At 73.1% G+C, this 14,995-nt stretch carries 13 protein-coding genes; 11 read left to right on the top strand and 2 right to left on the bottom strand.

What is annotated here, in order from left to right:
* Positions 1–136 precede the first annotated feature (136 nt).
* From ftsZ to KSE_RS10410, 6 genes are all read left to right on the top strand, one after another.
* On the top strand, positions 137–1,357 hold the full coding sequence (ftsZ, locus tag KSE_RS10435; protein WP_014135262.1) for a cell division protein FtsZ: 1,221 nt from the start codon (positions 137–139) through the stop codon (positions 1,355–1,357).
* Positions 1,354–2,088: a peptidoglycan editing factor PgeF gene (gene pgeF, locus KSE_RS10430; RefSeq protein ID WP_014135261.1), complete on the top strand. Its 735-nt coding sequence runs from the start codon at positions 1,354–1,356 to the stop codon at positions 2,086–2,088. Before ftsZ ends, pgeF begins: the two co-directional genes overlap by 4 nt.
* Positions 2,085–2,873, top strand: coding sequence for a YggS family pyridoxal phosphate-dependent enzyme (locus tag KSE_RS10425; protein ID WP_014135260.1), 789 nt, complete (start codon positions 2,085–2,087; stop codon positions 2,871–2,873). Before pgeF ends, KSE_RS10425 begins: the two co-directional genes overlap by 4 nt.
* A 195-nt stretch (positions 2,874–3,068) precedes the next feature.
* Positions 3,069–3,695, top strand: coding sequence for a cell division protein SepF (locus KSE_RS10420; RefSeq protein WP_014135259.1), 627 nt, complete (start codon positions 3,069–3,071; stop codon positions 3,693–3,695).
* A 78-nt stretch (positions 3,696–3,773) separates the two neighbouring features.
* Positions 3,774–4,064: a YggT family protein gene (locus KSE_RS10415; protein WP_014135258.1), complete on the top strand. Its 291-nt coding sequence runs from the start codon at positions 3,774–3,776 to the stop codon at positions 4,062–4,064.
* A 46-nt stretch (positions 4,065–4,110) separates the two neighbouring features.
* Positions 4,111–5,454, top strand: a complete 1,344-nt coding sequence (locus KSE_RS10410) for a DivIVA domain-containing protein (RefSeq protein ID WP_033258101.1) — start codon at positions 4,111–4,113, stop codon at positions 5,452–5,454.
* 163 nt (positions 5,455–5,617) lie between these two features.
* Here the strand turns inward: KSE_RS10410 and ileS are convergent, their stop codons facing one another.
* Positions 5,618–8,749, bottom strand: a complete 3,132-nt coding sequence (ileS, locus tag KSE_RS10405; protein ID WP_014135256.1) for an isoleucine--tRNA ligase — start codon at positions 8,747–8,749, stop codon at positions 5,618–5,620.
* A 609-nt stretch (positions 8,750–9,358) separates the two neighbouring features.
* Between ileS and KSE_RS10400 the strand changes: the two genes are divergently transcribed.
* From KSE_RS10400 to KSE_RS10390, 3 genes are all read left to right on the top strand, one after another.
* A complete protein-coding gene (locus tag KSE_RS10400; RefSeq protein ID WP_231873154.1) occupies positions 9,359–9,859 on the top strand; it encodes a TraR/DksA family transcriptional regulator in 501 nt (166 codons plus the stop codon).
* 67 nt (positions 9,860–9,926) lie between these two features.
* Complete coding sequence (gene lspA / locus KSE_RS39845) at positions 9,927–10,718, top strand: signal peptidase II (RefSeq protein ID WP_014135254.1); 792 nt, start codon at positions 9,927–9,929, stop codon at positions 10,716–10,718.
* A gap of 130 nt (positions 10,719–10,848) precedes the next feature.
* Positions 10,849–11,721 carry a DUF3592 domain-containing protein gene (locus tag KSE_RS10390; RefSeq protein WP_014135253.1) on the top strand — a complete coding sequence of 291 codons (873 nt, stop codon included), beginning with the start codon at positions 10,849–10,851 and terminating at the stop codon, positions 11,719–11,721.
* Positions 11,722–11,751: 30 nt separating this feature from the next.
* Here KSE_RS10390 and KSE_RS10385 read toward each other — a convergent pair whose 3' ends face one another.
* A complete protein-coding gene (locus KSE_RS10385; protein ID WP_014135252.1) occupies positions 11,752–13,269 on the bottom strand; it encodes an FMN-binding glutamate synthase family protein in 1,518 nt (505 codons plus the stop codon).
* Between the two features lie 260 nt (positions 13,270–13,529).
* Here KSE_RS10385 and KSE_RS10380 point away from each other — a divergent pair, with 260 nt between their 5' ends.
* Both KSE_RS10380 and KSE_RS10375 read left to right on the top strand, forming a co-directional pair.
* Positions 13,530–14,468, top strand: coding sequence for an RluA family pseudouridine synthase (locus KSE_RS10380; protein ID WP_014135251.1), 939 nt, complete (start codon positions 13,530–13,532; stop codon positions 14,466–14,468).
* A 1-nt stretch (position 14,469) separates the two neighbouring features.
* The gene (locus KSE_RS10375; protein ID WP_014135250.1) at positions 14,470–14,946 is read left to right on the top strand and encodes a GNAT family N-acetyltransferase; all 477 of its coding nucleotides are present in this window, start codon (positions 14,470–14,472) and stop codon (positions 14,944–14,946) included.
* Positions 14,947–14,995: the final 49 nt, after the last annotated feature.

Below are 14,995 nucleotides of genomic sequence, written 5' to 3'. Positions count from 1 at the left end.
GACACCGGCACAGCCATAACCCTCAACCTCAAGTTTAGGGTTCGGGTTGGAACCACGTGCTTCCCACCCATCGACATCCGTCGGCCTTCACAATCCAGGGGAGCCGACCCGGAAATTCGAGGCGAGAGGCCCCGACGTGGCAGCACCCCAGAATTACCTCGCGGTCATCAAGGTCGTCGGCATCGGCGGCGGCGGAGTCAACGCCATCAACCGGATGATCGAGGTCGGGCTCAAGGGCGTCGAATTCATCGCGATCAACACCGACGCCCAGGCGCTGCTGATGAGCGACGCCGACGTGAAGCTCGACGTCGGCCGCGAACTCACCCGCGGCCTCGGCGCCGGCGCCAACCCCGAGGTCGGCCGGAAGGCCGCCGAGGACCACCGCGAGGAGATCGAGGAGGTCCTCAAGGGGGCCGACATGGTCTTCGTGACGGCCGGCGAGGGCGGCGGCACCGGCACCGGCGGCGCGCCCGTGGTGGCCAACATCGCCCGCTCGCTCGGCGCCCTGACCATCGGCGTGGTCACCCGCCCGTTCACCTTCGAGGGCCGCCGCCGCGCCAACCAGGCCGAGGACGGCATCGCCAGCCTGCGCGAGCAGGTCGACACCCTGATCGTCATCCCGAACGACCGGCTGCTGTCGATCTCCGACCGCCAGGTCTCGGTGCTGGACGCGTTCCGCTCCGCCGACCAGGTGCTGCTCTCCGGTGTCCAGGGCATCACCGACCTGATCACCACCCCCGGCCTGATCAACCTGGACTTCGCCGACGTCAAGTCGGTCATGTCGGACGCCGGTTCGGCGCTGATGGGGATCGGCTCGGCCCGCGGCGAGGACCGCGCCAAGGCCGCCGCCGTGATGGCGATCTCCTCGCCGCTGCTGGAGGCGTCCATCGACGGCGCCCGCGGCGTGCTGCTCTCCATCTCCGGCGGCTCGGACCTCGGCCTGTTCGAGATCAACGAGGCCGCCCAGCTGGTCAGCGAGGCCGCCCACCCGGAGGCCAACATCATCTTCGGCGCGGTCATCGACGACGCGCTCGGCGACGAGGTCCGGGTCACCGTGATCGCCGCCGGGTTCGACGGCGGGCAGCCGCCGGCCATCGTCCGCGAGCCGGTGGTGAAGTCCACCTCCTCGGCGGCCTCGGCCTCGGCCCCGGCCGCCGCCGAGCGCCCGGCCGGCCGGCCGTCCTACGGCTCGATCGGCTCGGTGACCCGGCCCGAGGAGCCGGCGGCCCGCCCGGCCGAGGCACCGGCCCCGGTGACGGCCACCGCCCCGCCGGTGCCGCCGCAGGTGCAGCCGGTGCACCGGCCGTACGTCGAGAGCCCCGCGGAGGAGCTCGACGTGCCGGACTTCCTCAAGTGATCCAAGCGGTCTTCCGCGACGGTGCTCACTTCGCCTCCACCACCCGGTGGGGCGGGGTGAGCACCTCGCCGTACGGGGAGCTCAACCTCGGCGGCGCGGTGGGCGATTCGCCCGAAGCCGTCAAGCAGAACCGTTTCCGCGCGGCCCGGGAACTCGGGCTGGACCCGGCCGACGTGGTCTGGATGAACCAGGTGCACGGCGCCGAGGTCGCGGTGGTCACCGGGCGGCAGCCCGACGGCACCGCCCCGACCGTGGACGCGGTGGTCACCGACCGCCCGCTCGCCCTCGCCGTGCTCACCGCCGACTGCGCGCCCGTCCTGCTGGCCGACCCGGTCGCCGGAGTGGTCGGCGCGGCGCACGCCGGACGGCCGGGCCTGGCGGCCGGGGTCGTCCCCGCCGCGGTCGCCGCGATGCGCGAACTGGGCGCCCGGCCCGAGCGGATCCTCGCCGCGATCGGCCCCGCGGTGTGCGGCCGCTGCTACGAGGTGCCGGCCGCGATGCGCGCCGAGGTCGCCGCGCTCGTCCCGGCCGCGCACGCCGAGACCTCCTGGGGCACCCCGGCGCTGGACGTCCCCGCCGGGGTCGCCGCACAGCTCGCCGGAGCGGGGGTGCAGGATGTGGTGCGATCATCCGTCTGCACCCTCGAATCGCCGGACCACTACTCCTACCGTCGGGAGCAGCGGACCGGGCGACTGGCGAGCTACGTCTGGTTGGGGCCCTCACACTCATGACGAACGACATCTACGGTCCGTTCCCGGGTCGCGCGGAGTTCACCGGCGCGCTCACCGAGGGGCAGCGGGCCCGCTACGAGCAGCTCGGCGCCAACCTCGACGTGGTCGAGCGCCGGATCGCCGACGCCTGCGCCGCGGCCGGCCGCCCGCGCGGGGAGGTCACCCTGATCGTGGTGACCAAGACCTACCCGGCCGAGGACAGCGCGCTGCTCGCCGGGCTCGGCGTCACCGACGTCGCCGAGAACCGCGACCAGGACGCCGCCCCGAAGGCCGAGCGCTGCGTCGAACTCCCGCTGACCTGGCACTTCGTCGGCCAGTTGCAGACCAACAAGGCCCGCTCGGTGGTCCGCTACTCCGACGTCGTGCACTCGGTGGACCGGGCCCGGCTGGTCGACTCGCTGGCCGCCGCCGTCCGCGCCGCCGAACGCCCGCCGCTGGGCTGCCTGGTGCAGGTCGCCCTGGAGAAGGAGGCGGGGGAGGGCGAGCACCGCGCGGGCGTCGCCCCGGCCGAGGTGCTCGCGCTGGCCGAGCGGATCGCCGACACGCCCGGGCTGCGACTGGACGGTGTGATGACCGTCGCACCGCTCGCCGGACCGCTGGCGGGCGACCCGGCGCGGGCCTTCGCGCGGCTGGCGGAAATCGCAAGCGACGTACGCGCGGCCCATCCGGCTGCCACCATGGTCTCCGCAGGCATGAGTGGGGACTTGGAGCAGGCCATCGCCGCCGGAGCGACACATGTACGCGTCGGTACGGCGGTACTCGGAGTGCGGTCACCGCTCGGGTAACGTCACCGAGTAAGTAGATCAGACTGCAGGACAAAATAGGACAGAACCTAGCAGATGATCAGTCTGCAGGTAAACCGTGGATCGCATCCGAGCGCACACTCCGCGGTCTGACGGACCGTCGGCCTGACAGGTCGTAAGAGGACCACGGCATCCGCAGGGCGACACGGTGAGCGCATGAGCGGAGGAGACAGCAGCATGGCCGGCGCGATGCGCAAGATGGCGGTCTATCTCGGTCTGGTCGAGGACGAGACCTACGACAGCCAGGGGTACGACCCCGACGACGACTACGACGCGGACCCGGAGCCGATCCGCACCGGCCGGACCGAGGACCTCCGGTCCGCGGCCGCGGCTCCCGCCCCCGCCGCACCCGCCCCGCAGCCGGCGCCCGTGGCCCACATCGCGCCCCAGCCGGTGCCCGCCGCGGTGCCGATCCGGCAGGAGCAGCCGCGGATGGCTCCCGTGTCGTCCATCACATCCGAGCGCCACCGCAACCTGGAGAAGAGCACCCCGGTGATCATGCCCAAGGTCGTCAACGAACGAGAGCCCTACCGCATCACCACGCTGCACCCCCGCACCTACAACGAGGCCCGTACGATCGGCGAACAGTTCCGCGGCGGCACTCCCGTGATCATGAATTTGACCGAGATGGACGACACGGACGCCAAGCGGCTCGTAGACTTCGCCGCTGGACTGGTCTTCGGTCTGCACGGCAGTATCGAGCGCGTGACGCAGAAGGTGTTCCTGCTGTCGCCTGCTAACGTCGATGTAACGGCGGAGGACAAGGCTCGGATCGCCGAGGGTGGGTTCTTCAACCAGAGCTGACCCGAACCCACGACCACACGTGTGGGTCTGTTGACAGAGCGTCACTGACGGAACGTCGGCCAGGGAGAGGGAGACGCGATGGGGATCTTCGGTTCGGTGCTCTACTGGGTGCTGACCGTGTTCCTGCTGATCCTGCTCTTCCGACTCGTCATGGACTGGGTGTTCCAATTCGCCCGCTCATGGCGTCCGGGGAAGACCATGGTCGTGGTGCTGGAGGCCACGTACACTGTCACAGATCCGCCACTCAAGCTTCTTCGGCGTTTCATCCCGCCGTTGCGTCTCGGGGGCGTGGCGCTCGACCTGTCCTTCTTCGTACTGATGATCATTGTGTATGTCCTGATCTCGCTCGTGCAGCGCCTGTCGTTCTGAACGATGCGACAGGATGCCGGTCCGACGATCACGTTGAGGTGAAGAGATGCCATTGACCCCCGAGGACGTTCGGAACAAGCAGTTCACGACCGTCCGGCTGCGCGAAGGCTATGACGAGGACGAGGTCGATGCCTTCCTCGACGAGGTCGAAGCCGAGCTGACCCGCCTGCTGCGCGAGAACGAGGACCTGCGGGCCAAGCTGGCCGCCGCCACGCGTGCCGCCGCGCAGAACCAGGCCAACATGCGCAAGGAGCAGGCCCCGCAGGACGGCGGCCGCCCCGGCGCCCCCGTCCCCGCCGCCATATCCGGCCCGCCGGTGCCCGGCCAGCAGGGCCCCGGCCCGCAGCAGCTGGGCGGCCCGCAGCAGGGCATGGGCCAGCAGCAGGGCATGGGCCAGGGCATGGGCCAGCAGGGCATGGGCAACCAGCCGCTGGGCCTGCCGTCCGGCGCCCCGCAGCTGCCCGCCGGCCAGCAGCAGGGCATGGGCCAGCAGCAGGGCATGGGCGGCCCGATGGGCAACCCGATGCAGCAGCAGCAGATGGGCCAGACCATGGGCGGCCAGCAGCAGCTGGTCCAGCCGATGGGCGGCCAGATGCTGCAGCCGATGGGCAACCCGATGCAGCAGCAGATGGGCCAGACCATGGGCGGCCAGCAGCTGCAGCCGATGGGCCAGCAGCTCCAGCCGATGGGCGGCCCGATGGGCAACCCGATGCAGCAGCAGCAGGGCCCCGGCGGCGACAGCGCCGCCCGCGTCCTGGCGCTCGCCCAGCAGACCGCCGACCAGGCCATCTCCGAGGCCCGCTCCGAGGCCAACAAGATCGTCGGCGAGGCCCGCAGCCGCGCCGAGGGCCTGGAGCGGGACGCCCGTGCCAAGGCCGACGCGCTGGAGCGGGACGCCCAGGAGAAGCACCGCGTCGCGATGGGCTCGCTGGAGTCCGCCCGCGCCACCCTGGAGCGCAAGGTCGAGGACCTGCGCGCCTTCGAGCGCGAGTACCGCACGCGGCTGAAGTCCTACCTGGAGACCCAGCTGCGCCAGCTGGAGTCGCAGGCGGACGACTCGCTCGCCCCGCCGCGGATCCCCGCCACCGCCTCGCTGCCGCCGGCCGCGTCGTCGATGGCCCCCGCCGGCGCCAGCGCGATGTCCGCGCCGGCACCGTCCTTCGGCTCCACCCCGTCCTTCGGCGGGAACCAGTCCTTCGGCGGCTCGTCCTTCGGCGGTTCGACCGGCGCCCCGTCCTTCGGCGGCGGCTCGGCGGGCGGCAACGGGACGATGGCCCCGGCGGGCATGACCCAGCCGATGGCGGCCGTGCGGCCGCAGCCCCCGCAGCCGATGCAGCAGGCTCCCGCGCCGATGCGGGGCTTCCTGATCGACGAGGACGGCGACAACTAGCAGTTCCACCGAGCGTGACCGAAAGGGCGCCCTTGGCCATCGCGGCCGGGGGCGCCCTTCGCGTCGTGGGGCGTGGTGGGGCGGTGGTTCGCCGCGCCCCCGGTGCGCCCGCGCGCCCCCGGCGGTCGCTTTCCGCCGGGGGCGCGCGGGGCGCGCGCGGTGGCTACGCCTTGCGGAGGACGAACTCCAGGGCGAGGTTCTCGTCCGTGAAGCGCGGGGCGTCCGGGTCGGTGAGGGTCAGGCCGAGGGACTCGGCGAGGACCTCGGCGGCGATCAGGGACTGGTGCTCGGCGAGGCCGGCCTGGGTCTCCGGGTCGGCGCTGGCGAGCTGGAGGTGGATCCGGTCGGTGATCTCCAGGCCGGAGTTCTTCCGGGCGTCCTGGATCTGCCGGATCGCGTCGCGGGCCACGCCGAGGCGCTTGAGCTCGGGGCTGATCGCCAGGTCGAGGGCGACGGTGGCGCCGGACTCGTTGGCGACGGCCCAGCCCTCGCGCGGGGTCTCGGTGATGATCACTTCCTCCGGCGAGAGCGGCACGCTCTCGCCGTCCAGCTCGACCGAGGTCTCGCCGGTGGCGCGCAGCTCGGCGGCGAGCCGGGCGGCGTCGGCGGCGGCGACGGCCTTGGCGACGTCCTGGACGCCCTTGCCGAAGCGCTTGCCGAGGGCGCGGAAGTTGGCCTTGGCGGAGGTGTCGACCAGCGAGCCGCCGACCTCGGCCAGCGACTCCAGGGCGAGGACGTTGAGCTCCTCGGCGACCTGGGCGCGCAGGTCGGCGGGGAGCTCCTCCCAGCCCTGGGCGGCGATCAGCGCGCGGGACAGCGGCTGGCGGGTCTTGACGCCGGACTCGGCGCGGGTGGCCCGGCCGAGCTCGACCAGCCGGCGGACCAGCGCCACGTGGCGGGACAGCTCGGCGTCCACCAGGGTCTCGTCGGCCACCGGCCAGCTGCTGAGGTGCACGGAGAGCGGGGCGTCCGGGGTGACCGGGACGACCAGGTCCTGCCAGATCCGCTCGGTGATGAACGGGGTGAGCGGGGCCATCAGCCGGGTGACGGTCTCCAGCGCCTCGTGCAGGGTGGCCAGCGCGGCGGCGTCGCCCTGCCAGAAGCGGCGGCGGCCGCGGCGGACGTACCAGTTGGACAGGTCGTCGACGAAGCCGGACAGCAGCTTGCCGGCCCGCTGGGTGTCGTACGCCTCGTAGGCGGCGTCGACCTCGCGGACCAGGGTGTTCAGCTCGGAGAGCACCCAGCGGTCGAGCACCGGGCGGTCGGCCGGCGCCGGGTCGTTCGCCGAGGGGGACCAGCCGGCCGCGCGGGCGTACAGGGCCTGGAAGGAGACGGTGCTCCAGTAGGTGAGGAGGGTCTTGCGGACGACCTCCTGGATGGTGCCGTGGCCGACCCGGCGGGCCGACCAGGGGGAGCCGCCGGCGGCCATGAACCAGCGGACGGCGTCGGCGCCGTGCTGGTCCATCAGCGGGATCGGCTGCAGGATGTTGCCCAGGTGCTTGGACATCTTGCGGCCGTCCTCGGCCAGGATGTGGCCCAGGCAGACGACGTTCTCGTACGAGTTCCGGTCGAACACCAGGGTGCCGACGGCCATCAGCGTGTAGAACCAGCCGCGGGTCTGGTCGATCGCCTCGGAGATGAACTGCGCCGGGTAGCGCTTCTCGAACAGCTCCTTGTTGCGGTACGGGTAGCCGTACTGCGCGAACGGCATCGAGCCCGAGTCGTACCAGGCGTCGATCACCTCGGGCACCCGGACCGCGGTGGCGGAGCACTGCGGGCAGGGGAAGGTGACCTCGTCGATGTACGGGCGGTGCGGGTCCAGGCCGGACTGGTCGGTGCCGGTCAGCTCGGAGAGCTGGGCGAGCGAGCCGACGCAGGTCAGGTGGTCGTCCGCGCAGCGCCAGATCGGCAGCGGGGTGCCCCAGTAGCGGTTGCGGGACAGCGCCCAGTCGATGTTGTTGTTCAGCCAGTCGCCGAAGCGGCCGTGCTTGACGGTCTCCGGGTACCAGTTGGTGGCCTCGTTCTCGCGGATCATCGCGTCCTTGACGGCGGTGGTCCGGATGTACCAGGACGGCTGCGCGTAGTACAGCAGCGCGGTGTGGCAGCGCCAGCAGTGCGGGTAGCTGTGCTCGTACGGGAGGTGGCGGAACAGCAGGCCGCGGTCCCGCAGGTCGGCGACCAGGGTCTCGTCGGCCTTCTTGAAGAACACCCCGCCGACCAGCGGCACCTCGGGCGCGAAGGTGCCGTCGGTCTCCACCGGGTTGACCACGGGCAGGCCGTAGCGGCGGCAGGTCGCGAGGTCGTCGGCGCCGAACGCGGGCGACTGGTGGACGATGCCGGTGCCGTCCTCGGTGGTGACGTAGTCGGCGGTCAGCACGTAGTGCGCGTCCGGGATCTCGACGAGGTCGAACGGCCGCTGGTAGGCCCAGCGCTCCATCTCGGCGCCGGTGAAGGACTCGCCGACGGCCTCCCAGCCCTCGCCGAGGGCCTTGGCCAGCAGCGGCTCGGCGACCACCAGGCGCTCGTCGCCGTCGGTGGCGACCACGTAGGTCACCTCGGGGTGGACGGCCGCGGCGGTGTTGGAGACCAGGGTCCACGGGGTGGTGGTCCACACCAGCAGGGCGGCGGTGCCGGCCAGCGGGCCGGAGGTGAGCGGGAAGCGGACGAACACCGAGGGGTCGACCACGGTCTCGTAGCCCTGGGCCAGCTCGTGGTCGGACAGGCCGGTGCCGCAGCGCGGGCACCACGGGGCGACCCGGTGGTCCTGGACCAGCAGGCCCTTGTCGAAGATCTGCTGCAGCGACCACCAGACCGACTCGACGTACGACGGGTCCATGGTGCGGTACGCCTGGTCGAGGTCGACCCAGTAGCCCATGCGCGTGGTCAGCTCGGCGAACGCGTCGGTGTGCCGGGTCACCGACTCGCGGCACTTGGCGTTGAACTCGGCGATGCCGTACTTCTCGATGTCCGGCTTGCCGGAGAAGCCCAGCTCCTTCTCCACCGCGAGCTCGACCGGCAGGCCGTGGCAGTCCCAGCCGGCCTTGCGGGCGACGTGGTAGCCCTTCATGGTGCGGAAGCGCGGGAAGACGTCCTTGAAGACGCGGGCCTCGATGTGGTGCGCGCCCGGCATGCCGTTCGCGGTGGGCGGGCCCTCGTAGAACACCCACTCGGGGCGGCCCTCGGACTGCTCCAGGCTGCGCTGGAAGACCTGGTTGTCCTGCCAGAAGGACAGGATCCCGTGCTCCAGCGCGGGCAGGTCGACGGCGTTCGGGACGGCGTTGTAGACGGGGGGCATGGCGGGCGTTCAACCTCCGGCGGATGCGTGGACTGGCTCCGACGGAGGGACGAGACGGCGAGCCGCCCCGCGGTACCACCCTCCTTGACCGCGCGCGCTGCGGCCCTCTCTTTGGGTTTTGCGGCCGGTTCTACTGGGCCCGCTCGCGCGGGCCGTTCTTCCGGCGGCTCCGGGGTGATCTTCCCGCCGCGCACACCCCCGGGCTCCCACCGCCCCCGGGTCGCTACAGGCTGCGTGCGTCGGTACTCGTCCCATCTGCGCCTTGCGAGGCCCAGTGTATCGGCCCCCGCAAGCCGTTTCGCGCACCCGCGAGCCGGGGGCCGGCGGGCGGGCGGGTGGCCGGCGGGTGGTTAGCCGGGGGCGTTCTGGGCACAACTTGTGCAGCGCCGGACCGACGGAGGCTGCGCGAGTGGGATCGGTGAGGTGCATCGGTATGTCCCGTTGTGGGCTGATTCGATGAGGTTTATCGTTCCGGGACCGGCAAGATCGTCGGGAACCGACGCTTCTGATCATTCGTGAATGAGGTCGAAAGCCATGGCTGAGAAGGCGACAGGAACCGTGACCAAGAGGTCGCGCGAGGCCGTGGCGGGCGACCCAGGGGAGGGGACCGTGAGTACTGCGCGGCGAAAGACCGGCACCACCGGACACACCGCGGCGAGCAGCCGCACCCACGTGCCGGCGGGCAGCGGCGCCCGCGGCGGCGAACAGGCCGACCCGGCCGAGCTGCCGGTCCGGCCCGGGGAGGACCCGTGGACGGCGGAGGAGGTCACCGAGCTGCGCGACGAACTGGCCGCCGACCTGCTCCGGCTGCGGGCCGAGATCGAAGCCTCCGAGGCCGCCATCGCCGGCCTGATGCGGGACTCCAACGACGGCGCGGGCGACGACCAGGTCGACGCCGGCACCAAGAACATCAACCGGGAGAGCGAGCTCTCGCTCGCCAACAACGCCCGCGACAGCCTCGCCCAGACCGAGCGCGCCCTGGCCCGCCTGGAGGGCACCGCCTTCGGCCGCTGCGAGTCCTGCGGCCAGCCCGTCGGCAAGGCCCGGCTGCAGGCCTTCCCGCGCGCCACCCTCTGCGTCAGCTGCAAGGCCAAGCAGGAACGCCGCTGACCCCGGGGGCCGGTCGACCGGTCCGAAGGCCGGACAATCCCGGCCGCGGCGGCCAACGGGGCGAACGGTGCCGTACCCTCGTCCCCAGTACGTCGACCGGCATTCCCCCGGCGCATTCCACACGGCAGCGGAGCGGATCATCAGCACGCCAGGTTCCCACCAGACCCAGGACGACGCCGTCCCCACCGCCCGGCCCAGCGGGGCGGGTGAGCCGGCGGACGACGCGTTCGAGCACGCGGCGCCCGAGCAGCCGGGGAGCGCCGGCGCGACGGCCGCCGAAGGCGCCCGCGCCGTGGTGCGCCGCCGCCGGATCAGCGTGCTGCTCGCCGTCGCGCTGCTCGCCTACCTGATCGACCTCGGCTCCAAGATGCTGGTCGTCGCCAGGCTGGAGGGCCGCTCCACGCCGATCAGCGTGATCGGCGACTGGATGACCTTCCAGGTGATCCGCAACCCCGGCGCCGCGTTCGGCATGGGCCAGGCGATGACGCTGCTGTTCACCGCGATCGCCGCCGGCGTCATCGTGGTGATCTGGCGGATCGCCCGCCGCCTCTACAGCCTGCCCTGGGCGATCGCCCTCGGCCTGCTGCTCGGCGGCGCCTTCGGCAACCTCACCGACCGGCTGTTCCGCGCCCCGTCGGTGTTCCGCGGGCACGTGGTCGACTTCATCTCGGTCCAGCACTTCGCGGTGTTCAACCTCGCCGACTCGGCGATCGTCTGCGGCGGCATCCTGGTCGTCCTGCTCTCCTTCCGCGGCTCCAACCCGGACGGCAGCACGCACGGCGCGCCGGTCGAGAAGGCCGCCGGGGCGGAGCCGGCCGGGGAGGGCGAGCGGAAGGCCGAGGAGGACGGGGAGGGCTGACCGGGCCACTGTCCAGCGTTCAGCGTTTGTCGTTCAGGTGCCCGTCGGACCACAGGTCCGACGGGCATCCGCGTGTCGGGCGGGTGCCCGCGGGCACAGTGTCGGGGAGGACGGCCGCCGGGGAGGGCGCGTGGGGTGGGAGTCGGTGCTGCTGCTGTGGAGCGCGGCGTGGGGCGCGGTGGCGCTGGTCGGGGCCGGGCGGTCGCTGGCCGGGGTGACGAAGGCGCAGCGGACGGTCCGGCTGGCCGGGCGGATCGAGCGGGTCGGGGAGGTCGAGCACGGCAGCTCGCGGATCGGCGGCATCCCGGTCACGGTCGCCTGGCGCGACCCGGCCACCGGGCGGGAGGTCCTCGCCGAGGGCGACGACGGGCGCGGCGAGACGCTCACCGCGGCCTGGGTGGGCCGGGAGATCGGGGTCAGCCACCCGGCGGGCCGGCCGGCCGAGCACCGGTTCGCCAACGCCCCCGAACCGCCCGCCCGGGGCCTGGCGGGCCCGGCCGGCGCGCTGTTCGCGGCGTACGCGGGCCTGGTGGCGCTGGCCGCCGTCCGCTGGGACTGGCCGTGGGCGCTGGTCGGCGGCGCCGGGGCGTGGGCGCTGCTCGGCCTGTGGCACCTGCCCTGGAACGTCCGCGACCGGCGGGGGAAGCGGGCCCGGCTGGCCGTGATGGACGCGGTGCCGGGGCGGATCGTCGCCGTGTTCCGGGACGTCCGGGTCGACGAGGACGACGGCTCGACCATCACCACCCTCACCCCCGTCGTCGCGTTCACCACCCGGGACGGCACCGCCGTCACCGCGCACTGCACCGCCCGGCTCGCCGACCCGGCCCGGTCGCGCGGGCGGGCGGTGACCGTGCACCACACGCCCGCGGACCCGGCCGAGTTCACGCTGGACCCGGCGGCCGACCGGCGCTCGTGGGCGTGGGACCTGGCGGTGTCCGTCATCGTGCTGGTGCTGCTCGCGGCGACGGCGGCGGTCGGCGGGTGGCTGCTGCTCTCCCGGTGAGGGACCGGCTGGGGCCCGGCGGGTGAGGGGTCAGGCGGTGAGCAGGCGGGTGATCTCCTCGGCGAGCTCCGGGCCGAGCCGGCCCCAGCCGTCCTTGTAGCCGTACACCGAGGCCAGCGTGCGGGCCTCGTAGTCGCCGTTCAGCACCTCGATGTCGTCGGGCGTGATCAGCGAGGGGTGGGCGACGCCGAGCGCCGAGGAGACCTTGGTCAGCTCCCGGCGCAGGGTGCGCAGGTAGACGGCGGCCCGGGTGGCCTTGGACGCCGGGTCGATGCCGCGGGCCAGCCACGGGTTCTGGGTGGCGATGCCGGTCGGGCAGCGGTCGGTGTGGCACTTCTGGGCCTGGATGCAGCCGATCGACAGCATCGCCTCGCGCGCCACGTTGACCATGTCGGCGCCCAGCGCGAAGGCCACCGCCGCGTTCTCCGGCAGGCCGAGCTTGCCGGAGCCGATGAACGTCAGCCGGTCGGTCAGGCCCAGCTCGGCGAAGGTGCCGTAGACCCGGGAGAAGCCCATCCGGAACGGCAGCGACACCGAGTCGGCGAAGATCCGCGGCGCCGCGCCGGTGCCGCCCTCGCCGCCGTCGACCGTCACGAAGTCCACGCCGCGGTCGCCGCGCGCCATCATCGACGCCAGCTCCTGCCAGAAGCCCAGCTCGCCCACCGCGCTCTTGACCCCGACCGGCAGGCCGGTCTCGCCGGCCAGCAGCTCGACGAAGTCCAGCATCGAGTCGGTGTCGCCGAACGCGCTGTGCCGGGACGGCGAGGCGCAGTCCTCCCCGACCGGGATGCCGCGGATCTCGGCGATCTCCGGCGTCACCTTCGCCCCCGGCAGCATGCCGCCCAGGCCCGGCTTGGCGCCCTGCGACAGCTTGATCTCGATCGCCCGGACCGGGGCCGACGCCACCACCTCCTTGAGCTTCGCCAGGTCGAAGCCCCCGTCCGCGTTCCGGCACCCGAAGTACGAGGTGCCGAGCTGCAGCACCAGGTCGCCGCCGCCCTTGCGGTGGTACGGGGACAGGCCGCCCTCGCCGGTGTTGTGCAGCGCCCCGGCCTGCGCCGCGCCCTCGTTCAGCGCGGTGATCGCGGCACCGGACAGCGAGCCGAAGCTCATCGCGGAGACGTTCACCACGCTGGCCGGGCGGAACGCCGCCGCCCGGCCGCGCGGACCGCCCAGCACCTTGGCGGACGGCAGCGGGGCGGCCGGGTCGTGCGCGTCGGGCAGCGGGCCGGCGAAGGTGCGCTGCTTCAGGTAGGCGTGGCCCTGGACGTGCGCGACGTCGACCTCGGTGCCGAAGCCGAAGTAGTTGTTCTCCTCCTTCGCGGAGGCGTAGATCCAGCTGCGCTGGTCCCGGCTGAACGGGCGCTCCTCCTCGTTGGAGGTGACGATGTACTGCCGCAGCTCCGGGCCGATCCGCTCCAGCAGGTAGCGGGCGTGGCCGGCCACCGGGAAGTTGCGCAGCAGCGCGTGCCGCTTCTGCAGCAGGTCACGGGCCGCGAGCGCGGCCACCGCGGCCGCGGCGGCCGTACCGATCGTGCGGGCCTTCATGGCGGGTCCCCCCTCGGATCCGGCCCCGTCCCCGTTGACCGGGCCGTCGTGATGGTGGTGCGGCTCCGATGCTAGGAGGCGCACCGGAACGGTCGGCGACCAGGGGGGCGGACGGGTGGTGCCGCCGGGCCCGGGGGTGGTGGGGAGGTCATCGGGGCGGCCTTCGGGGGCGGTGGGGCGGCCGTCGGGGGCGGTGGGGAGGTTGTCGGGCGGGCCCCGGTGGGGTGGGGGGCGGGTGCGGGTCGGGCATACTCGGGTGGGTGAGTATCGCAGCGCAGACCCGTAGCCTCCCCGTACCCGACGGCCTGGAGGGCGAGCGGCTGGACGCCGCCCTGGCCCGGATGTTCGGGTTCTCCCGCACCAAGGCCGCCGAACTCGCCGCCGAGGGCAAGGTGACCCTGGACGGCGCGGTCGCCGGGAAGTCGGACCGGGTCACCGCTGGCTCCTGGCTGGAGGTCGAGATCCCCGCCCCCGCGGCGCCGGTGCAGATCGTCGCCGAGGCCGTCGAGGGCATGCGGATCATCCACGACGACGACCACGTCGTGGTGATCGACAAGCCGGTCGGCGTGGCCGCGCACCCCAGCCCCGGCTGGACCGGCCCCACCGTGATCGGCGGCCTGGCCGCGGCCGGCTACCGGATCTCCACCTCCGGCGCCGCCGAGCGCCAGGGCGTCGTGCACCGCCTCGACGTCGGCACCTCCGGGATCATGGTGGTCGCCAAGTCCGAGCGGGCCTACACCGACCTGAAGCGCCAGTTCCACGACCGGGTCACCGAGAAGAAGTACAACGCGCTGGTCCAGGGCCACCCCGACCCGCTGTCCGGCACCGTGGACGCGCCGATCGGCCGCCACCCCAGCAGCGACTGGAAGTGGGCCGTCACCCGCGACGGCAAGCCCTCCGTCACGCACTACGACCTGATCGAGGCGTACCGGGCCGCGTCGCTGCTCGACATCAAGCTGGAGACCGGCCGCACCCACCAGATCCGGGTGCACATGTCCGCGCTGCGCCACCCCTGCGTCGGCGACCTCACCTACGGCGCGGACCCGACGCTGGCCAAGCGGCTCGGCCTGACCCGGCAGTGGCTGCACGCCGTCTCGCTCGGCTTCGAGCACCCCGAGGACGGGCGCTGGGTCGAGTTCAGCTCCGACTACCCCGAGGACCTGCAGCACGCGCTGGACACCATCGCGGCGGAGAGCTGAGATGGCCGACCCGCTGAACGGCGTCACGATCCGGCTGGTCGACGGGGACGCCGACATGGCGCTGGCGCGCGGCGTGCGGCACGAGGTGTTCGTGGTCGAGCAGCACGTGCCGCCGGAGCTGGAGTACGACGCGTACGACGACACCTCCGCGCACCTGCTGGCCGTCGGCCCCGACGGCGCCGGGCTCGGCACCGCCCGGCTGATCCACGGCGCCGAGGCGCTGGCGATGACCGGCGGCACCGAGGGCCGGGTGCTGCTCGGCCGGCTCGCCGTGGTCGCCGCCGCCCGCGGCACCGGGCTGGGCGCCCGACTGGTGCGCGCCGTCGAGGAGTCGGGGCGCCAGCGCGGCGCCCGCGAGGTCGAACTGCACGCGCAGGTGCAGGCGCTCGGCTTCTACGAGCGGCTGGGGTACGTGGCGGAGGGGCCGGTGTACGACGACGCCGGGATCCCGCACCGGACGATGACCCGGGTGCTGTAGCGGGGGCAGTGGTGGGGGTAGTGGCGGGGGCTGCGGCGGGGGCGCGTGC

Source organism: Kitasatospora setae KM-6054, from assembly GCF_000269985.1.
Taxonomy (GTDB): Bacteria; Actinomycetota; Actinomycetes; order Streptomycetales; family Streptomycetaceae; genus Kitasatospora; species Kitasatospora setae.
Note: the sequence above shows the minus strand (reverse complement) of the source record. Positions and strands in the feature narration are given on the sequence as shown.

Bases quoted from the DNA above. Each gene is read 5' to 3' on its own strand.
- ileS (WP_014135256.1), bottom strand. From the start codon at position 8,749: ATGCCCCCCGTCTACAACGCCGTCCCGAACGCCGTCGACCTGCCCGCG.
- KSE_RS10420 (WP_014135259.1), top strand. From the start codon at position 3,069: ATGGCCGGCGCGATGCGCAAGATGGCGGTCTATCTCGGTCTGGTCGAG.
- KSE_RS10375 (WP_014135250.1), top strand. From the start codon at position 14,470: ATGGCCGACCCGCTGAACGGCGTCACGATCCGGCTGGTCGACGGGGAC.
- KSE_RS10410 (WP_033258101.1), top strand. From the start codon at position 4,111: ATGCCATTGACCCCCGAGGACGTTCGGAACAAGCAGTTCACGACCGTC.
- KSE_RS10425 (WP_014135260.1), top strand. From the start codon at position 2,085: ATGACGAACGACATCTACGGTCCGTTCCCGGGTCGCGCGGAGTTCACC.
- KSE_RS10385 (WP_014135252.1), bottom strand. From the start codon at position 13,269: ATGAAGGCCCGCACGATCGGTACGGCCGCCGCGGCCGCGGTGGCCGCG.
- KSE_RS10415 (WP_014135258.1), top strand. From the start codon at position 3,774: ATGGGGATCTTCGGTTCGGTGCTCTACTGGGTGCTGACCGTGTTCCTG.